Genomic DNA, 16,641 nt, shown 5'->3' with positions numbered 1-16,641 from the left:
ATGGTTTCTGTCAAAGCCAGTCGAAAACGCGCTTCTGTGCATACTCTTGGATGCCGACTTAATCAGTCGGAGTCCTTCATATTGCGTGATCAGCTTGAGAAGGCTGGCTATGATACGGTTCCTTTTGGCGAAGCGAGCGACCTCGCTATCATCAACACCTGCACGGTGACTCGCTTGGCCGATGCCAAATGTAGGAATGCGATTCGAAGTTACATCCGGAAAAACCCAGAAGCCTTTGTGGCGGTTGTCGGCTGCTACTCACAGATTGGCTATAAGGAGATCGCAGAGATTCCAGGCGTCGATTTGATTATGGGTAATCGTGAAAAGCTAAACGTGCTCGACTACGTTCAGCTGGGTAAAAATGAAAAGCCTGCCATTATCCGCGATAGGATTACCAAGGACGACTTTACTATCGATTTTGTGGGCGACCAGCCCTACGAGAAGCGAGCCAATCTAAAGATCCAGGATGGCTGTAGTTTCATCTGTTCATTTTGCATTATCCCAAAAGCCCGTGGGCCTGCACGGTCACGTGACATGGAAAACCTGTTGGCTGAGGCACGACAGATGGCTGATCGGGGTGTCCGGGAGATTGTCCTCACCGGTGTTAATATTGGGACCTTCAACAGCCACGATGGTGACTTGCTAGAGGTCCTGGATCGCTTGGATACGATTGAGGGAATTGATCGCATCCGCATCAGCTCCATTGAGCCTACAACGATTCCTACCGAACTGTTTCCACGGATGAATGATCCGGAGCATGCGCTCCTGCCTTTCCTCCATATTCCACTTCAGGCGGGTTCGGATGCCGTGCTTAAATCCATGCGCCGGAAGTATGATCTCAAAGAGTATCTAGATTTCTTATACCTGGCTCATGAATCCGTGACCGACCTTTGTTTAGGAACAGACATCATGGTCGGTTATCCCAACGAAGGGGAAGCGGAGTTTGAAGAGACCTGCCGGACATTTATGGATAATCCATTCTCATACTGCCACGTGTTTTCTTTCTCTGAACGCGACGGTACACCAGCAGCTCGCATGGAGGATCGCCTCAGTGTACCTGAGAAGCAGATACGGAGTGCCAAGCTTCGTCGCTTGAGCGAGTCGAAGCGCTACGATTATTACGAAACCCATGTAGGTAGAGAAATGACGGTTCTCTTCGAAGATCCCAAAGATGGGCTATGGCCGGGCTATACCGATAACTTCGTTCGAGTGGTTGTTGAATCGGACCAAGATCTGCATAACCAAATTGCCAAGGTGCAATTGAATCGCGTAGTGGGAGACATCGTTGAAGGTACGTTGATAAAACTCATGCCCAATCAAAAAGTGGCCAATCAAACACTGATATCTACTCCATGAGTAAGGGATACTTCATTTTCTCTGAAGCGGCAGAGCAGGGATGCTCTAGCCCTACCTTGTTTTTGAGGAAAGGGAGGGCCACAGCATCCTCGCAGTGCGAGTCGAGCTCTTTCTAATTTATGTACTATTCTAAGGAGATACTTTTACTATGGGACATTGACGGGACGCTTCTATCGGCAAAAGGAGCGGGCCCAATGGCTTTCGATCGCGCCACGGTGGACCACTTTGGTTATGAAATACCGGTTGCATCCATTGATTGGTTAGGCGCCACCGATTATTCCATTGCCTATGCAATGTTGGAGAAAGCGGGTAGAGAGGTAACGCGTGAAGAAGCGAAGGAGCTGATCAATTGCTACTTGTCCTACTTACCTGAAATGTTGGACGCTTCCAATGCGCGTGCCATCGAAGGTACTCAAGAGCTTCTGGAGCATTTTCATGATCATGATGCGGTGCATCAGGGATTGCTTACCGGGAATGTACGAAGAGGGGCGGATATCAAATTGGGCTACCTTGGAGTGGACCATTTCTTTCGCTTTGGGGCCTTTGCTGACCACAGCGATCATCGAAATGATCTCAGTCGCCATGCCTTGGATCTGGCACGTGAACATTTGCATCTGGAATGGTCGCCGGAGCAAATCTATGTCATCGGGGATACGCCCAAAGATATCGAATGTGGTAAAGTCATTGGTGCCCACACGGTTGCTGTAGCCACAGGCCATCATTCCGTTGAACAGCTCAGAGATCACGAGCCGTCTGTGCTTTTTAATTCGTTTAAGGATCCGTCGGTTTTGATGGATTATTTGGGAGTGTAGGAAGGGAGCTTGCTCCCGATTCGATTTCTTAAGGACTGTTTGATTTCGGGAGCAAGCTCCCTTCCTACAGCTTGGATTCGGTTATCCTTGGCGTCTAAAAACTTGCCTCTGAGATGAGCTTCTCAATAGTGCAGTTTTTTCAGCAACTTCTTTTTCTGCATGAATATTGTTAACCTTTCTCGAACCTGTGGGCTCTTTCTGTTTAGTTTAACGCTTTTCCTTGGAGTACCGTTGTTTGCACAGGAAGAGATTGAAGCTGCCGCAAATGCAGTTGCTGAAGTGACCGAACAAAATCTCGACGATAAGATCAATGCCGCGGTGGAACCCGTTACCAGCGTCATCGTTAACGTTGTCTTCTACAGCATTCCAATCGCAGGTCAGATGGTACCCCTTGTGCTTATCTGGTTATTGGTTGGTGCGATCATTTTTACTGTCTACTTTCGCTTTATTAACATTCGGGGGTTCGGGCTGGCTATCGACATTGTCCGTGGGAAATATACGGATCCCAACGAGAAGGGCGAGGTGTCTCACTTCCAAGCTCTGTCCGCTGCCTTGTCTGGAACGGTTGGGCTAGGAAATATAGCGGGTGTTGCGGTGGCCATCAGTTTGGGAGGACCAGGAGCTACTTTCTGGATGATTCTTGCCGGGCTGTTAGGTATGTCCTCAAAATTTGTAGAATGTACGCTTGGTGTGAAGTATCGTCAGATCGACGAGAACGGAACGACCTATGGCGGTCCCATGTATTATTTGAGCCGCGGCTTTGCTGAGAAAGGCATGCTGGGCTTGGGTAACGTGCTGGCTGTATTTTTCGCCATCGTTTGTATCGGCGGATCTTTGGGAGGTGGAAACATGTTCCAGATTAATCAGGCATACTCCCAGTTTGTGGACGTCACGGGCGGAGATACTAGCTGGTGGGCTGGCAAAGGCTGGTTGTTTGGACTCATTGTCGCCGTCATTGTCGGAGTGGTAATTATCGGTGGTATTCGTAGCATCGCTAAAACAACGGCTAAGATTGTTCCCTTCATGTGTGGGATCTATGTGACGGCAGCGATTGTGATTTTAGTTACCAATTTCTCGCAGATTCCTTCCGCGATCGGTCAAATTTTTGGTGGTGCCTTCTCGGGAAGTGCCGTTGCAGGTGGATTTATTGGCGTTCTGATTCAAGGATTTAAGCGAGCTGCCTTTTCAAATGAAGCAGGTATCGGTTCAGCTTCTATCGCCCACTCGGCCGTTCGTACTGAGAATCCCGCCAGTGAAGGATTAGTGAGTTTACTAGAACCTTTTATAGATACGGTAGTGGTTTGCACCATGACTGCCTTGGTCATCATTATCACCGGAACTTGGACGGGAGCTGAAGAGCTAGGGGGTGTGGGAGTTACTTCTGCTGCCTTCGAGAGTGTGTTGCCTTGGTTTAAATTTGTTTTGGCCGTTGCGGTTATCCTGTTCGCTTTTTCTACGATGATCGCTTGGTCCTATTATGGTGAACAATGTTGGGTTTACCTGTTTGGTCGCACCGAGAAAGCCAAACTCATTTACAAATTGATCTTTTGTTTGTTCGTAGTGATCGGCGCGTCCATGACCCTCGGCAATGTAATCGATTTTTCAGATGCTATGATTTTCGCTATGTGTTTCCCCAATGTGATTGGCCTCTATTTCCTCATGCCAAAAGCGAAGGAGGAACTAAACAAATATTTGGCCAAAATCGCCGACGGAACGATCGAGCGCCGCGATTAATTGTTCTTCTAGGAACAAATCCCTTGATGGGCGGACGTACGCTCATTGGAATACTGACCAGTGAATCAAATTGACCGCTATATATTTTGGGAATGGCTGCGCGCCTTTCTACTTGCTCTTGGAGCTACCCTGGGGCTGTTGGTCATCTTTGATATGTATGATAATCTTGGCGACCTGCTCGACTTCAATGCAGCGAGTGCCGACATCCTCTACTACTACTTTATTATCATCCCCAGTCTGCTGCCCTATATTTTGCCGGTAGCCTTTCTCGTCTCCTTACTTTTCTGCCTTAGTAATCTCCATTCAAATAACGAAATAGTTGCCCTTCGCTCGTGCGGTGTGAGTTTCTGGCAAATCTCCCGATCCCTCTGGTTGGCGGGTATGATGCTCTCGGGGTTGCTATTGTATCTAAACGCGAAGGTGGTTCCCTGGGCGGTGGAAGAGGCACGTCAGATCTTAGACGACCTTGAGTACAATTATGAGTTGGAGACGCAGCAGGTTCGCGATGCTGGCATTATTTACAGTGTGGCCTTTAGCAATCCCAAGGATGGGCGGATCTGGTTCATGAACCGCTTCAACAAAAACACCTATCGCGGTTATGGTGTGACGGTGTCTCAGCTCAATGCCTGGAATCAGGAAGTGTCAAAGATCCAGGCTCGAGAGTGCTTTTTTAATACTGCAGAGGAAAGCTGGACCTTTCTTCAGGGGCGTAATTTGGGTTTCAATGTGGAAACCGGAGCTCAGGAAACTTCGAAACCGTTTAAACAGCTCGAGCTCGAGGGATTGGTCGAAACTCCTCGACTGCTTCTCACGCTTGAGCAACGGGCGAAGAACCTGTCTCTCTTCGAACTTCGGACCATTCTCGATTACTACGAAGGAGAGAATAACCCGAAGGCCATTCCATTCCAGGTTCGTTATCATTCTATTTTAGCCGGAACTGTTATCTGCTTCATCATTGTTGGCTTGGCCGTTCCGTATTCCGTCTCCGGCGTTCGCGTAAATCCCATGGTGGGAGTGGCGAAGTCCGCCGGCCTGTTCTTTTCCTACTACTTGGTGATTCGCCTGGTTCTAATGTTTGGGGAGCAGGGCACCTTGCCTCCAGTGGTGGCTGCATGGACGCCCAATATCATCATGGTCGCATTGGCCATGTATCTCTATTCGAGACTTAAGTAACCCTATGAAATCTTTGTTTCTACAACCCCGGTCTCGAGGTCGGGTTCTCTCAGGCCATCCTTGGGTCTTTGCCGGCGAGGTTCAGTCCCTGTTACCAGACGCTGAAAATGGGAAGACGGTATTGCTCCGCGATTCGCGTAAACGAATTCTTGGTAGTGGAATTTACAACAGCCAATCCAAAATCGTTTGGCGCCGCTATTCCATGGATAAACAGCCTTTTAGCATGGGCTACGTACGGCATGCTTTGAAAAAAGCCATTGCTCGTAGGTCTGAGGAACCTTGTCGCCGATTGGTTTGGTCCGAGTCCGATGCCTTACCGGGCTTGGTCGTGGATCAATTTGAAAAGGTCCTGGTTGTGCAAGCGTTGACCCTGGCGATGGATATGCGCTTACCCGCTATCGCGACTACTTTAATAGAGCTCACCGACGCTGAGGCTGTTGTTTTCCGAAATGATGCGACGGTTCGAAAGCTGGAGGGACTCGATACTTACATTCGCACGTTTGAAGATCTGCCCTTGGAACCCTTTGACGTTGAGATCGGGGGAATTACCTATCGGCTTGATTTACTTGAAGGGCAGAAGACCGGGTTCTACCTTGATCAGCGGGAACAGCATGCTCTGGTGTCTTCATTCGCTTCTGGCAAAAAGGTCCTCGACGCCTTTTGCAATCAAGGGGCCTTTGCCTTGCAGTGTGCCAAGGCTGGAGCTGAATCCGTATTAGGTATCGATAGTTCGGATACCGCCATCAAAGCGGCCACAGTAAATGCTGAAGCCAACGAGCTGGAGGCAAGCTTCCAGCCAGCCAATGTCTTTGATTACTTTTCGGATAACCGGGAGGAGAAATTTGATCTTATTATTTTGGATCCGCCTCCTTTTGCGCGTTCACACGGCCAACTTGAAGGAGGGCTTAAAGGCTATAAAGAGATCAATCTACGTGCTTTGAAAGCCCTCAATCCCGGAGGCATTCTTGCTACCTACACTTGCTCGCAAGCGGTATCGATGGAGGTGTTCACCTCTGTTTTGACTGACGCTGCCAGCGATGCCCGTCGGACGGCGCGGATCTCACATCACTGTTACCAGGCTTCGGATCATCCAGTGATGCTTTCAATGCCTGAAAGCGAATACCTTCATGGACTGATCCTGCAGGTGGATTAGTTCCCTGGATGAAGTAGCCACGGTCGTGAGACTGTGGACTTCCATGGTCTCACGACCATGGCTACAAGCAGTTCTCAGAAGTACCTCCTCAATTCCACCTGCAAAAATGAATCCCTACGGAAGGAGAAGAAGGGATCCCCGACTGGGACTTCCACAAAGCCTTGTAACTCTACCTCGAGCTTGTAGTTGGCTCCAATCTGGCGTTGGAATTCGATACGAACAGAGGTGGTATCGTTGCTGCGATCCCAGAATGTTCCGGCTATGATGTTGGTGTCTCGTTCATCGTTCAGAGTAACTCGGGTCCCGGCAAACACATCGCGATTGAAGGGGCTGGTCGCCCGACTTCCTCGTGAATCGTAGTGGTACTCCACAAGGGCACCTACATCTGTTGCCGATCCTATCACACCATAAAACGTGTATTCATATCCACCGACAGACGCTTCATAACTTTGTCCCACCCCGATCGTGTGAGTCCTTCAAATTTCCAGAGCCAGGCTTCTTTGGGTTATTGTAGGTCGATGCCAAACTGGTCAATTTGGCCAAAAAAAGGTCTGAAGCTTTCAGGTCCGTCTTCTTTAAATTGGGGGATAAGAAGTGGGTCGCGTCCGTTTCCTCTGAAATAGTGTGCCCCAATATCAAAGTCGCCCACGATCCCCTTCCACCGGATTGCCGCGTCGATGTGCGACTCCTCTGCTGATGATTCCCAGATACATGAGAGGAATGATGGTTTGCATATCCATCATCGATGATTCGGTTAACGCGTTGTTCATCATCACCATCCCGGTTAAGTGAACGTCGATACCGGCAAATTTGTTTTTAATTCGCTGTTCCAGGTCACGGGCAGCCTCTGCGGCAATGGTTCCTTCAGTGATGTCTTTTTCAGGGAAGGTCATAGTGACGTTTACGCCTGTCACGTAGGCTTTTTGTGTGATGAGGCGTTCAGCCAGCAGAGGTTCGGTCAAAGCCGTTTCCTGTGTGTAGTCCAACTCAGCTTGCGACATGGCGGTCGGATTGATGATCAAATCATCCACATAGAGGTCGTCCGCTTCGGCGACAGAGTTTTGGAAATTAGTGATCGAGTCGACCCGAGTGGTGAAGGGCAGCTTCCACGCTTCAGCGGTGGTCCATTCAATGGCCTCGAGGAATTGTCGATCAAACGCATCTCCTCCAGCTGGAGTCATCGCGATCAACACCTGGTCGTCTTTGGTGTAAACGCGTTGGAGTTGATCAAACGCTTGTAGCTGAGGGTTATCTTCCGAAAAGAAAATCCGATAATTGTTCAGGAACTCAATGTTCTTGGCACCGTATCCGGCGCCGAGAGTGAAGATAACTGATAGAATCAAAATCAGCCAGCGGTTCCGAATGGTCCAGGCCGCGAAGTTCTCCACTGGTGTGGCGTTGTGTCTTTCATGGGAGTGATGTGTTAAATTTTTAAAAACCGACCAGTTGGTATGTTTGGGTGTAAAAAATATATTGAGTTATTTCTTTCTAGTTTTTCAGTGAGTCGAGGTAGGCGAAAAAGCCTTTCATAACTTTTGCTGCTAATTCCATATTGTGGGAACTTTTGCAGGTAGAGATGAGGCCTTCGAGGGCTGAGACGATGAACACGGCGGCAACATCTGCTTCGACCTCTTGCTTGACCGTGCCAGCGGTTTTGCCGGCTTCAAAGGCTTTTTGCAGCACCCCACGCCAGCGCGAAAACTGATTTTCGATCTTTTCCCGGAAAGTGGTATCCAGGGGAGCCATCTCGTGAGCCAAGTTGCTCAGAGGGCAGCCTTTTACGAGCATTTCCGGGTTCTCGAGGAATTCGTTCTTTGCTTCAAAAAGTATCTTCTTCAGATCTTTTACCGGATCGACAGAATTGGCTATGGGTTTAATCCAGAACTCGTGGATCTCCCTGCTAATGACCTCGTCAACCACGGCATATCCGAGCTCATTCTTACCCTTAAAGTGATGGAAGAGGGCTCCCTTGGTAACCCCGGCTTTCTCCACGATCTTATTAATGCTCACCCCCTGAAATCCTTGCATATGGATTTCTTCCATGGCGACCTGGAGGATCCGGGCCCTGGTTTCTTCAGGTGCTTTGACGTGTGGAGACATGATTTCTAATTTTTGGTCATTATAAAACCGACCAGTTGGTATGTTGTCAAGCGATTAGATTAAGTTTTTCACAGCTTGCCTGTGTTATGGGCTTCTGCGCGGAATAATATGAGGATTAGAAAGTCCTTTATTATTAAAGCAATGAACGTCGTTTCCCTCTTTTTGAAAGCTCCGACCCTTGGAGCTGTGAAAACCCGCTTGGCAAAGTCCATCGGGGATGAAGGAGCCTTGATAATTTACTGCGAGCTGGTGGAGTTTTTATTGAAACGGATTCCGGAAGCAAATGTGCATGTCCATTATACACCCGATGCCTTGTCTGAGATGGAGGGCTGGTTGGGACCGAATTACCTATATCACCTGCAAGAGGGAGAGGGGCTAGGTGATCGCTTGACCCGCTCTATGCAATGGGAGTTCAGGACCGGGTGTGATAAACTGATTTTTCTTGGAGGTGATTGCCCTTTTGTTGATCAGGAACGATTAGACGAGGCCTTTGCCGCGCTGGACACCAATGATGTAGTTATTGGTCCTGCGATGGATGGCGGTTACTATTTAATCGGTATCAAACAGAGCCGACCGGAGTTGTTTGCTGGCGTTGATTGGGGAACTGAATCCGTTTGCGAAACGACACTTAGTATCTGTGAGCGAGAAGGATTGTCGGTTGCCCTGCTAAAGGAAGAATCGGATGTCGATGACCTGGAAAGCTGGCAGAAGGCAAAGCGATTTATACGCGGAAACGACTAAAGCGTATGTCGATTGGACATGCGTGGCGATTCACTCGGATGTCGGCTGAGGTAGCTATGCGTGGGGCTTTCGATCTCCACTGATTCCTCATTGATTCCGACACAACCTGATGATTCGTAATAGGCTCTCATGAGAGCGATCGCATCTACTTTCCAGCCTGATTCATGAATCAGCCGGAATTTCAAACCTGTGTTGGAATGCGTTTTGGAGCTGAACAGCTGACCAATTGCGATATCTCCAAAGTAGTACTGATTCATGATCTTCGTCTCTAAGAGCTTCGAACGAACGTCCAGCGCTTTCATCCAAATGCTGTAGAGCTCTGTATTGTCGAGACTCTCACAAGGATTCTTTTTTGCTTCGAAGCGTGCTCTTAAAACAAGGAATTGGTCGAATGCGCCGAGCCCGTAAAGCTCTTCTCTGCTGTCTGCCATGATCCATTCATTGAGTCTTTCCAGATACTCGATGGTGTTACTATCAGAAATCTCCAATGCCGCATCCCAGTCGCTGATACTCAAGGCTCTTTGGTACGCTTTGAAAGCTGTAGCAGGGCTGTCTTGCACAATCCAACCGATGCCCACCGTCAGCGCCACAAATGGAATGGCAACCAGTAGCAGAGTCATCCTTAGGTTTGATTGTGTTAGATTGCCGGAGAATGGTTTCATGGAGATATCTCATAGAATGACGGAAAGTCCGGAATTTGCAAATGAGCGGTGTTATTTCTTTCGAGGGAAGAAGTATATGGGATATTGCCTGCAGAGGAAGAGGAAGAGGAAGAGGAAGAGGAAGAGGAAGAGGAAGAGGAAGCCATTTTAAGACCTGGGATAAATTCTTTGGACAAAGGGGAACCATATCTCATTCTACCGGTTAGTTTAACAGAACGAGCCAGATGATAAGAAAACTAGGACAAGCAGGGGTGGGGGCCGTGGCCGAATTGGGTCAGCTGACCGTGTTTACCCTGCACTCACTGGTTTCTTTGTTTGGTCAACGACACGCCGGTGAAAAATTGATTCGGGCGGTCTATGAGATCGGCGTGCGCTGTGTGCCGATCGTTTTGATCGTGGGACTGTTCACTGGGTTGGTTCTGGGGCTTCAACTTTACTACGTGTTATCGAACTTTAGTTCTGAGACTCTTTTGGGGCAGGCAGTATCGTTGACTACGATCTTGGAAATAGGCCCGGTGTTTACCGCCATCATGATCGTCGGCCAAGCAGGGTCAGCCCTTTCCGCGGAGTTGGGCATTCAGCGCAATGCTGAGCAAATCGATGCTTTGGAAACTATGCGTATCCAATCGCTTGGGTTTTTAGTTTCACCTCGTTTATGGGCCGCACTCATTTGTTTTCCCATACTGACGGCTTTCTTTGATTGGGTGGCGATCTGGGGTGGCCATTTGACGGGTGTCGAGTTACTAGGAGTCGATCATGGAGCTTACTGGAATAGGCTCTATGACGAAGTCACCTTCACTCATGTGCGTGACGGATTTATCAAAGCCATCTCCTTTGGTTTTCTGACAACCGCCGTCTGTGCCTTTAATGGCTACTTCACAAACAGACTATCAGATGTGCCGGGTGCTCGTGGTGTTTCGCAAACGACGACTCGTGCGGTCGTTTACTCAAGTATCGTGATCCTCGCTGCGGATTACATTATCACTTCCTTTCTTCTTCAGGCATGAGCGCATCCAAATTATTGATACAGGGGCTCAGTAAACGATTTGGTGATCAGGTGATCTTGGATACGATCGATCTGGAAGTTCCGCTTGGCAAGCACACCACTCTCATTGGAAGAAGTGGCATTGGGAAGTCCGTATTTTTGAAATGTATTGCTGGATTGCTCGAAGCTGATGCGGGAACGATTGCCTTGGACAATGGTGATCCCGTCCCTCACTGCAGCTACCTCTTTCAGCAGAACGCACTCTTCGACTCGATGACCGTATTCGATAATGTAGCTCTGCCGGTTCGAGAAAGTGAGCGCGTTTCGAAGTCTGAGCTTAACGATCGTGTCACTGCTATGCTGGCAAAGCTCGACCTTGAAAATGCGTCGGCAAAATACCCGGCCGAAATATCCGGTGGTATGCAGAAACGGGTAGCGCTTGCTCGGGCATTGATTACCCAGCCAGAGATCATCCTCTTTGATGAACCGACTACGGGTCTCGATCCCGAACGCAAATTTAGCGTCTTCGATATGATTCGTCAGTACCGTCAGCAATTTGGTTTCACCGTGATCATGGTCAGCCACGATGTTCCTGAGGTGTTTGAAATCTCTGACCAGGTCGCCTGGCTCGACCAGGGCAAGATTGCGTTCTGGGGATCGCCCTCTGAATTACTTACGAACTCGCCTTCCGATTTAAAAACCTTTCTGGAACCTAAACTCCAATCCATTTCATGAACTCTAAAAAAGTAGAACTCACCGTCGGAATCTTTGTCCTTATCGGCTTGATCGCCATCTTGTATCTGGCGCTTCAGGTCGGCAGTAATCGTTGGGCTGGCGATCACTACAGTTTGCAGGCTCGTTTTCTAAATGCCGGTGGGCTCAACGAAGGCAGTTCCGTGCAGATAGCCGGCGTCAAGGTGGGAACAGTTGGCAGCATTACTCTTAATAAGGAACAAATGGTCGCCATGGTAGAAATCAAACTGCCGACAGGCCTGGTACTCGACGACGATACGATCGCTTCCATCAAATCAACCGGATTGATTGGAGATAAATTTCTCGCTCTCAACCCAGGTGGCTCGAGGATTCCTCTTGAAGCCGGTGAAGTCATTGTCGATACCGAATCAGCTGTCGACATTGAGGACCTCATCAGTCGGTTTGCCTTCGGCAGTATTGACGAAGAATAGGATCAGCTATTTCCACAAAATCGTTTGAAACTTTTCCCGCTTTCGTAAGTCATCTCCCTCAAGGTCTACCAAACAAAAAAATGAAACCACATCTCCTCAACAAGCCCCTCATCGTTCTAGTCAGTTCCATTCTGATCTCCATCCCCCTTTTCGGGCAGGATAAACCAGAGGAAAAACTGCAAGCCACGGTCGAAGCCGTCATCGATGTGATGTACCAGGCTGATGATTCAATGAGCGTTGAACAGCTTCGCACTCAGGTGTTAGAAGCGCTTGAGCAAAGCTTTTCCTTCGATGTGTTGGTGCGTCGCACTTTAGGCCGCAATTGGGCCAAGCTAAGCGAAGACCAACAGAAGCAGATTATTGACCTGGCAACCGAGTTGATGATTCACACTTATACCAAGGAGTTCAAAAAAGGTGTGCGCCCAACGGTAAGTTTTGAAAAGCCTTTAGAGTTGTCAGCCAACAAAATCGAAATTTCTTCGGTGCTTACGCTGCCGGACAATAAGATCAACTTGTCTTACCGTTTGGCTCGCCTGGAATCGGGTTGGCAGGTCTACGATCTGCTCGTCGAGGGTGTGAGCATCGTAAGTAATTATCGCAAGCAGTTTGACTCTCATTTTCTTAAGAAGGGTGGGGACGAGCTCATTGACCAATTAGAGAATAAATTGGAAGCGCTATGATAGGTGACTTTAATGTAGCATCGGTGGTGACACCGAGGAAGAAATTGCAGGACTCGGGGGTCCACACTCTTTCGAGCGTGGCTACCTTATTTTGCCTCAGCCTCTTTTTGGCGAAGCCACTCTCTGCCCAAGACTCTTTTCTTAGCGATGAGGACCTCTTTGAGGAAGAGTTTGAGGAGGTGCATACTGTTCCGGATCCCCTGATTGGGCTCAATCGGACCCTCTTTGAGTTTAATGATTTTTTCTACATGAAGCTGCTGGGGCCTGTAGCTCAGTTTTATCATGATGTCACACCAGATCCGGTTGAGAATGGATTGAGCAATTTTTTCGACAATGTGAAGTTTCCTGTGCGCTTAGCAGGAAATCTATTGCAGCTAAAAGTGGAGGAATCTTTCCAGGAGACCGGAAAGTTCCTGGTGAACTCAACGATTGGGTTGGCAGGATTTCATAAGGCTTCCGATCAGTTTGAGGGATTGAATCCCCCCGTTGAAGATATTGGCCAGGCGCTGGGTGCCTGGGGTGTCGGTGAAGGCTTTTATATAGTGCTTCCGTTTTTAGGCCCTACCAATGCGCGTGACTTTGTCGGGCGCTATTGTGATCGTTGGGCGCACCCGGTTTCCGAGCCTTGGACCTTATTGGATGATTCTACAGATCGGACGATTTTTGGAGTAGTTGATTTTGTATCTGACTCGCCGCGTTTGATTTACACCTACATGCACTTCACTGAATCTGCGATCGATCCCTATGAAGCAATGAAGGATGGGCTCAGTCAGTATCGGATGAGCCAGATTTCCGAGTAACCTGCCCGCTTGGACGGATGGATGTATAGGATTCGGAATTGGATGGAGGGTGAAAATCGGATTTTGAGGATTTGCTAACTGGGAACTGATATACACCCATCCTCTCGCCTACATGAGGAGTGTGCCTCCTTCATTACTCGGTTACGCACCAGAGTTCGCGCCCTCGCACTGTTCCGGTTCTCTTTGAGCCCGGTCTTGTCGGCGCTACGCTTCTCGGAACAGTCGTTAAGCTCCACATCTAGGCTTCACCAGACGCGTAGTTTGAGTTTGGGTATTGTAGCTTTTTTCAATTGTCCTCGTTCTCTTCTCCTCCTTCTTAAAACGGCATTGCTGGAAGCAATTGCCCTACCAAAGCCACGTCTGTAGCAATAGCCTGAACATAATACCGTGGATGAGGAAACAGCCAAGGGCGAGTAGGAGTTCGAGGACGATTTTCAACCCCTCGCCTCGTGCCCCTCGTCCCGCGCCCCCTTCCTAATCCACATACCTCAATTGCAGGGTATCGATGATGCGGCCATGGGCCAGGGCGTTGGTAATGACGACCAGTGTTTGCCCTTTTTTGACCCAGTCTCTTTCTAGCATCACCTTGAAAGCGTCTTGAATCGTTTGTTCAGGATCCTCATCGAATTCCATTGAGAAAGGTTCTATTCCCCAAAGGGTGACCAAGTGCCTGAGTATACGTGGGCGATCGGTAAAGGCATAGATGGGGGCTTGGCATCTCAAAGATGAAAGAATCTCTCCCAATCTACCTGTACGGGTAAACACCAAGATCGGAGTATCTTTAAGTTCTTCGGCCAAGATCTTTGCCGAGCGGAGCATCATCGTCTTGGGTCCTTTGAGTATGCGGCCTTCCGCGAAGCCCGCTCCACCAGATCTTTCGATGCGAAGTGCGATCCGCTTGAACACCTTCACACACTCCAGGGGAAATTTTCCAATTGTGGTTTCGCCCGAAAGCATGATGCAGTCCGCTTGCTCAAAGACGGCGTTTGCTACATCGGTAACTTCTGCTCGCGTAGGCACCGGATTTTCAATCATCGATTCCAGCATGTGGGTCGCAACGATGACCGGTTTGCCCAGTTTCAAACACTTCTTAACTGCTTTGCGCTGTATGATGGGCAGTTCCTCCAAAGAACACTCAATTCCCAGATCTCCCCGAGCAACCATCAGGCTGTCGGCAGCTCGAATGATTTCGTCGAGATTGCTGATGGCTGTCTGATCCTCAATCTTAGCCACAACTCTGGATTGAGATCCAATGCTCACTAAATGCTCACGCAAAGTATCTATGTCGGTGGCTTCCCTGACGAAGGAGAGGGCAAATTGGTCCACCCCGGCTTCGACTCCCACTTGAACATCGTTTTTGTCCTTTTGGGTGATCGCCGGTAGGTTCACCTTTACTCCCGGAAGGTTTATGTGGCGCCTACTTGTTAGCTTACCCCCAATCAGAACTTTGCATTGGATTCTGGAATCAGTCACCTCCAATACTTCAAACTTGAGCAGTCCATTATCGACTTGGATTTTGTTTCCAGCGGACAAGTCCTCAATGAGGGAAGGGTAGTTCACTCCTAGAACGGGATAGCCCCCATCTTCGTCCCGTTTGAATGTGTTTGCTTCGGTGGAAAGGTCAACCCGGTCCCCTTCCTTCAATTGGATCGCTTCATCCAGAGGACAGGTCCGAATCTCTGGCCCTTTGATATCCATCATTATGGAAATCTCTCTACCCAATTTTTCACTGACCATCCGAATACGTGCCACGGTGGTTTTGGTCCATTCGTGAGTAGCATGAGCCATATTAATGCGGCAGACATCGACCCCTTCGTTGATGAGCTGCTCGAGCATCTCTTCGCTTTCGGTTGCGGGCCCTATCGTGAAAATGATTTTGGTATGTCGGTACAATTGTTTCATGAACTTATTCAGAGTGAAGCCTTTTAGAATCGGATGAGATGCGGAATCAGTCTTCCTCAGGACTGTAACCTAAGCAGGCCCCGTTCCGATACAAAAAGAAAATAGAGGGATTTGAGTGTAGCCGCGGATGAGCACTGCGGAATTGGCCATTGGAGAAAGAAGAAGGAAAGAGGAAGAGTTCCGAGCGAAGCGACATGACCGGGCTGCGAAGCAGAACCGGAACAAGAGCTCCGGTTTGGCATTAGGGGTAGTTTTGTGTTTCGCAGAATATTTTTATGACTTTTGAAACATCCGCGAGCTGATCTGAGGGGTTTATGAGATCTAGATGTCAGGCTTAACGACGAACTGGCGAGTGAGCGCACTTCGCTGCGTGATTGAGCTAGGCGGGAGGCTTCCGAGTAGCCATGCTATGACAAGACCGGATGCGCAGCAGACCGGAACAGCTGGCATGTTGGCCCAAGGATGGGTGGAAACGAATGTGGCAGAAGTTGGTAATCACAACTGAGATGGAATACAAATAATAGGGTATCCATTATTCCACCCATCCGCTAAACCCCTCAGATCTCGAAGGGAGGGAGGGTCTCTCCAGGTGGCACCACGTGGATCTCATAGTTCCGCTGGTGATGTTTTCCATTCGTAACCGTAGCTGCTACTTTCTCCACGGAGTTACAGTCCTTACTTAGATGAGCAAGATAAACGCGCTTCCACCAGGGTTCTTCCATGGAATCGAGCAACTCCTTCGCCGCGCGATTCGACAGGTGCCCATGGCGACCTATAATACGCTGTTTTACTGACCAGGGACGCTTGGTGTCCTGATTGAGCATGTCCGCGTCGTGGTTGGCTTCGAGGACTAGTACATCGACGTGGCGAATCCGTTCACGAACGAGCTCCGACACATAGCCCAGGTCGGTCGCCCAGGCCAGGCTTCGGTGAGGGGTAAAGAGATCGCCATTGCCATTTTTAAACACAAAGCCCACAGGGTCGTAAGCATCGTGTGGGATGGAAAAACTGGTGACCGTGAGGTCGCGAAAATCAAACGTGCTTCCGGTATCAAATAGCTTCCAGGCCGGTCGCTTCTTCAACTTCGATTGCACCGCCTGTGCGGTATCTCGATTGGCGTAAAATTCCAGGTGCTCAAAGCGACTCAACCCCCGGATTCCAGCTGTGTGATCGGAGTGTTCATGAGTTAGGAACACAGCGTCCACGTCCTCGATCGATTCACCCACGGAGGCCAACAAGTTGCATACTTGTTTGCCCGTGTAGCCGGCGTCGATCAGGATTTTACAGTGGTTGGTAGCAAGGAGGCTGCAGTTGCCAGAGCTGCTGCTTCCCAAAATGGTGAAGCGCATTGCCATGTAA

18 protein-coding genes are annotated in these 16,641 nt (G+C 49.2%); 12 read left to right on the top strand and 6 right to left on the bottom strand.

Going from position 1 to position 16,641, the window contains the following annotated elements:
• The 5 genes from mtaB (at window position 1) to GA003_18370 (ending at window position 6,228) form a co-directional block, all read left to right on the top strand.
• Entirely contained in the window at window positions 1-1,356 is a 1,356-nt protein-coding gene (gene mtaB, locus GA003_18390) for a tRNA (N(6)-L-threonylcarbamoyladenosine(37)-C(2))-methylthiotransferase MtaB (protein QXD27952.1), read from the top strand.
• Between the two features lie 119 nt (window positions 1,357-1,475).
• Complete coding sequence (locus GA003_18385) at window positions 1,476-2,168, top strand: HAD hydrolase-like protein (protein QXD27951.1); 693 nt, start codon at window positions 1,476-1,478, stop codon at window positions 2,166-2,168.
• Between the two features lie 159 nt (window positions 2,169-2,327).
• A complete protein-coding gene (locus GA003_18380) occupies window positions 2,328-3,902 on the top strand; it encodes an alanine:cation symporter family protein (GenBank protein QXD27950.1) in 1,575 nt (524 codons plus the stop codon).
• Window positions 3,903-3,962: 60 nt separating this feature from the next.
• The gene (locus GA003_18375) at window positions 3,963-5,075 is read left to right on the top strand and encodes an LptF/LptG family permease (protein QXD27949.1); all 1,113 of its coding nucleotides are present in this window, start codon (window positions 3,963-3,965) and stop codon (window positions 5,073-5,075) included.
• Window positions 5,076-5,079: 4 nt separating this feature from the next.
• Window positions 5,080-6,228, top strand: coding sequence for a class I SAM-dependent rRNA methyltransferase (locus tag GA003_18370; GenBank protein QXD27948.1), 1,149 nt, complete (start codon window positions 5,080-5,082; stop codon window positions 6,226-6,228).
• Window positions 6,229-6,302: 74 nt separating this feature from the next.
• Here the strand turns inward: GA003_18370 and GA003_18365 are convergent, their stop codons facing one another.
• The 3 genes from GA003_18365 to GA003_18355 form a co-directional block, all read right to left on the bottom strand.
• Window positions 6,303-6,686 carry a hypothetical protein gene (locus GA003_18365; GenBank protein QXD27947.1) on the bottom strand — a complete coding sequence of 128 codons (384 nt, stop codon included), beginning with the start codon at window positions 6,684-6,686 and terminating at the stop codon, window positions 6,303-6,305.
• A 177-nt stretch (window positions 6,687-6,863) separates the two neighbouring features.
• A complete protein-coding gene (locus tag GA003_18360; protein ID QXD27946.1) occupies window positions 6,864-7,616 on the bottom strand; it encodes a hypothetical protein in 753 nt (250 codons plus the stop codon).
• Between the two features lie 100 nt (window positions 7,617-7,716).
• Window positions 7,717-8,328: a TetR/AcrR family transcriptional regulator gene (locus GA003_18355; protein ID QXD27945.1), complete on the bottom strand. Its 612-nt coding sequence runs from the start codon at window positions 8,326-8,328 to the stop codon at window positions 7,717-7,719.
• A gap of 141 nt (window positions 8,329-8,469) precedes the next feature.
• Between GA003_18355 and GA003_18350 the strand changes: the two genes are divergently transcribed.
• Complete coding sequence (locus GA003_18350; protein QXD27944.1) at window positions 8,470-9,069, top strand: TIGR04282 family arsenosugar biosynthesis glycosyltransferase; 600 nt, start codon at window positions 8,470-8,472, stop codon at window positions 9,067-9,069.
• Here GA003_18350 and GA003_18345 read toward each other — a convergent pair.
• Window positions 9,066-9,689, bottom strand: a complete 624-nt coding sequence (locus GA003_18345; protein ID QXD27943.1) for a hypothetical protein — start codon at window positions 9,687-9,689, stop codon at window positions 9,066-9,068. The two genes, GA003_18350 and GA003_18345, sit on opposite strands and share 4 nt — an antisense overlap.
• A gap of 266 nt (window positions 9,690-9,955) precedes the next feature.
• Here GA003_18345 and GA003_18340 point away from each other — a divergent pair, with 266 nt between their 5' ends.
• From GA003_18340 to GA003_18320, 5 genes are all read left to right on the top strand, one after another.
• Window positions 9,956-10,738, top strand: a complete 783-nt coding sequence (locus GA003_18340; GenBank protein ID QXD27942.1) for an MlaE family lipid ABC transporter permease subunit — start codon at window positions 9,956-9,958, stop codon at window positions 10,736-10,738.
• Window positions 10,735-11,451 (top strand): ATP-binding cassette domain-containing protein, encoded by a 717-nt coding sequence (locus GA003_18335; protein ID QXD27941.1) that lies wholly within the window; start codon window positions 10,735-10,737, stop codon window positions 11,449-11,451. The genes GA003_18340 and GA003_18335 overlap by 4 nt, the downstream gene beginning before the upstream one ends.
• The gene (gene mlaD / locus GA003_18330) at window positions 11,448-11,900 is read left to right on the top strand and encodes an outer membrane lipid asymmetry maintenance protein MlaD (protein ID QXD27940.1); all 453 of its coding nucleotides are present in this window, start codon (window positions 11,448-11,450) and stop codon (window positions 11,898-11,900) included. Before GA003_18335 ends, mlaD begins: the two co-directional genes overlap by 4 nt.
• An 80-nt stretch (window positions 11,901-11,980) precedes the next feature.
• On the top strand, window positions 11,981-12,580 hold the full coding sequence (locus tag GA003_18325; protein QXD27939.1) for an ABC transporter substrate-binding protein: 600 nt from the start codon (window positions 11,981-11,983) through the stop codon (window positions 12,578-12,580).
• Window positions 12,577-13,380, top strand: a complete 804-nt coding sequence (locus GA003_18320) for a VacJ family lipoprotein (protein ID QXD27938.1) — start codon at window positions 12,577-12,579, stop codon at window positions 13,378-13,380. Before GA003_18325 ends, GA003_18320 begins: the two co-directional genes overlap by 4 nt.
• Before the next feature lie 474 nt (window positions 13,381-13,854).
• On the opposite strand, the gene pyk is transcribed toward GA003_18320, so the two are convergent.
• Window positions 13,855-15,282: a pyruvate kinase gene (gene pyk, locus GA003_18315; GenBank protein ID QXD27937.1), complete on the bottom strand. Its 1,428-nt coding sequence runs from the start codon at window positions 15,280-15,282 to the stop codon at window positions 13,855-13,857.
• A gap of 325 nt (window positions 15,283-15,607) precedes the next feature.
• Here pyk and GA003_18310 point away from each other — a divergent pair, with 325 nt between their 5' ends.
• Window positions 15,608-15,787: a hypothetical protein gene (locus tag GA003_18310; GenBank protein ID QXD27936.1), complete on the top strand. Its 180-nt coding sequence runs from the start codon at window positions 15,608-15,610 to the stop codon at window positions 15,785-15,787.
• A 52-nt stretch (window positions 15,788-15,839) separates the two neighbouring features.
• On the opposite strand, the gene GA003_18305 is transcribed toward GA003_18310, so the two are convergent.
• On the bottom strand, window positions 15,840-16,637 hold the full coding sequence (locus tag GA003_18305; GenBank protein ID QXD27935.1) for an MBL fold metallo-hydrolase: 798 nt from the start codon (window positions 16,635-16,637) through the stop codon (window positions 15,840-15,842).
• Window positions 16,638-16,641: the final 4 nt, after the last annotated feature.

The sequence above is a fragment of the Opitutia bacterium ISCC 52 genome (genome assembly GCA_014529675.2).
Lineage (GTDB): Bacteria > Verrucomicrobiota > Verrucomicrobiia > Opitutales > UBA2995 > UBA2995.
The sequence above is the reverse complement of the archived record's forward strand: the minus strand, read 5'-3'. Positions and strand labels throughout refer to the sequence as shown.

What these genes read in the sequence shown, in the direction of transcription:
- GA003_18345 (QXD27943.1), bottom strand. Translation starts at nt 9,689, where the DNA reads ATGACTCTGCTACTGGTTGCCATTCCATTTGTGGCGCTGACGGTGGGC.
- GA003_18325 (QXD27939.1), top strand. Translation starts at nt 11,981, where the DNA reads ATGAAACCACATCTCCTCAACAAGCCCCTCATCGTTCTAGTCAGTTCC.
- GA003_18380 (QXD27950.1), top strand. Translation starts at nt 2,328, where the DNA reads ATGAATATTGTTAACCTTTCTCGAACCTGTGGGCTCTTTCTGTTTAGT.
- GA003_18310 (QXD27936.1), top strand. Translation starts at nt 15,608, where the DNA reads ATGTCAGGCTTAACGACGAACTGGCGAGTGAGCGCACTTCGCTGCGTG.
- GA003_18335 (QXD27941.1), top strand. Translation starts at nt 10,735, where the DNA reads ATGAGCGCATCCAAATTATTGATACAGGGGCTCAGTAAACGATTTGGT.
- GA003_18355 (QXD27945.1), bottom strand. Translation starts at nt 8,328, where the DNA reads ATGTCTCCACACGTCAAAGCACCTGAAGAAACCAGGGCCCGGATCCTC.
- GA003_18340 (QXD27942.1), top strand. Translation starts at nt 9,956, where the DNA reads ATGATAAGAAAACTAGGACAAGCAGGGGTGGGGGCCGTGGCCGAATTG.
- mlaD (QXD27940.1), top strand. Translation starts at nt 11,448, where the DNA reads ATGAACTCTAAAAAAGTAGAACTCACCGTCGGAATCTTTGTCCTTATC.
- GA003_18385 (QXD27951.1), top strand. Translation starts at nt 1,476, where the DNA reads ATGTACTATTCTAAGGAGATACTTTTACTATGGGACATTGACGGGACG.
- GA003_18305 (QXD27935.1), bottom strand. Translation starts at nt 16,637, where the DNA reads ATGGCAATGCGCTTCACCATTTTGGGAAGCAGCAGCTCTGGCAACTGC.
- mtaB (QXD27952.1), top strand. Translation starts at nt 1, where the DNA reads ATGGTTTCTGTCAAAGCCAGTCGAAAACGCGCTTCTGTGCATACTCTT.
- pyk (QXD27937.1), bottom strand. Translation starts at nt 15,282, where the DNA reads ATGAAACAATTGTACCGACATACCAAAATCATTTTCACGATAGGGCCC.
- GA003_18370 (QXD27948.1), top strand. Translation starts at nt 5,080, where the DNA reads ATGAAATCTTTGTTTCTACAACCCCGGTCTCGAGGTCGGGTTCTCTCA.
- GA003_18320 (QXD27938.1), top strand. Translation starts at nt 12,577, where the DNA reads ATGATAGGTGACTTTAATGTAGCATCGGTGGTGACACCGAGGAAGAAA.
- GA003_18350 (QXD27944.1), top strand. Translation starts at nt 8,470, where the DNA reads ATGAACGTCGTTTCCCTCTTTTTGAAAGCTCCGACCCTTGGAGCTGTG.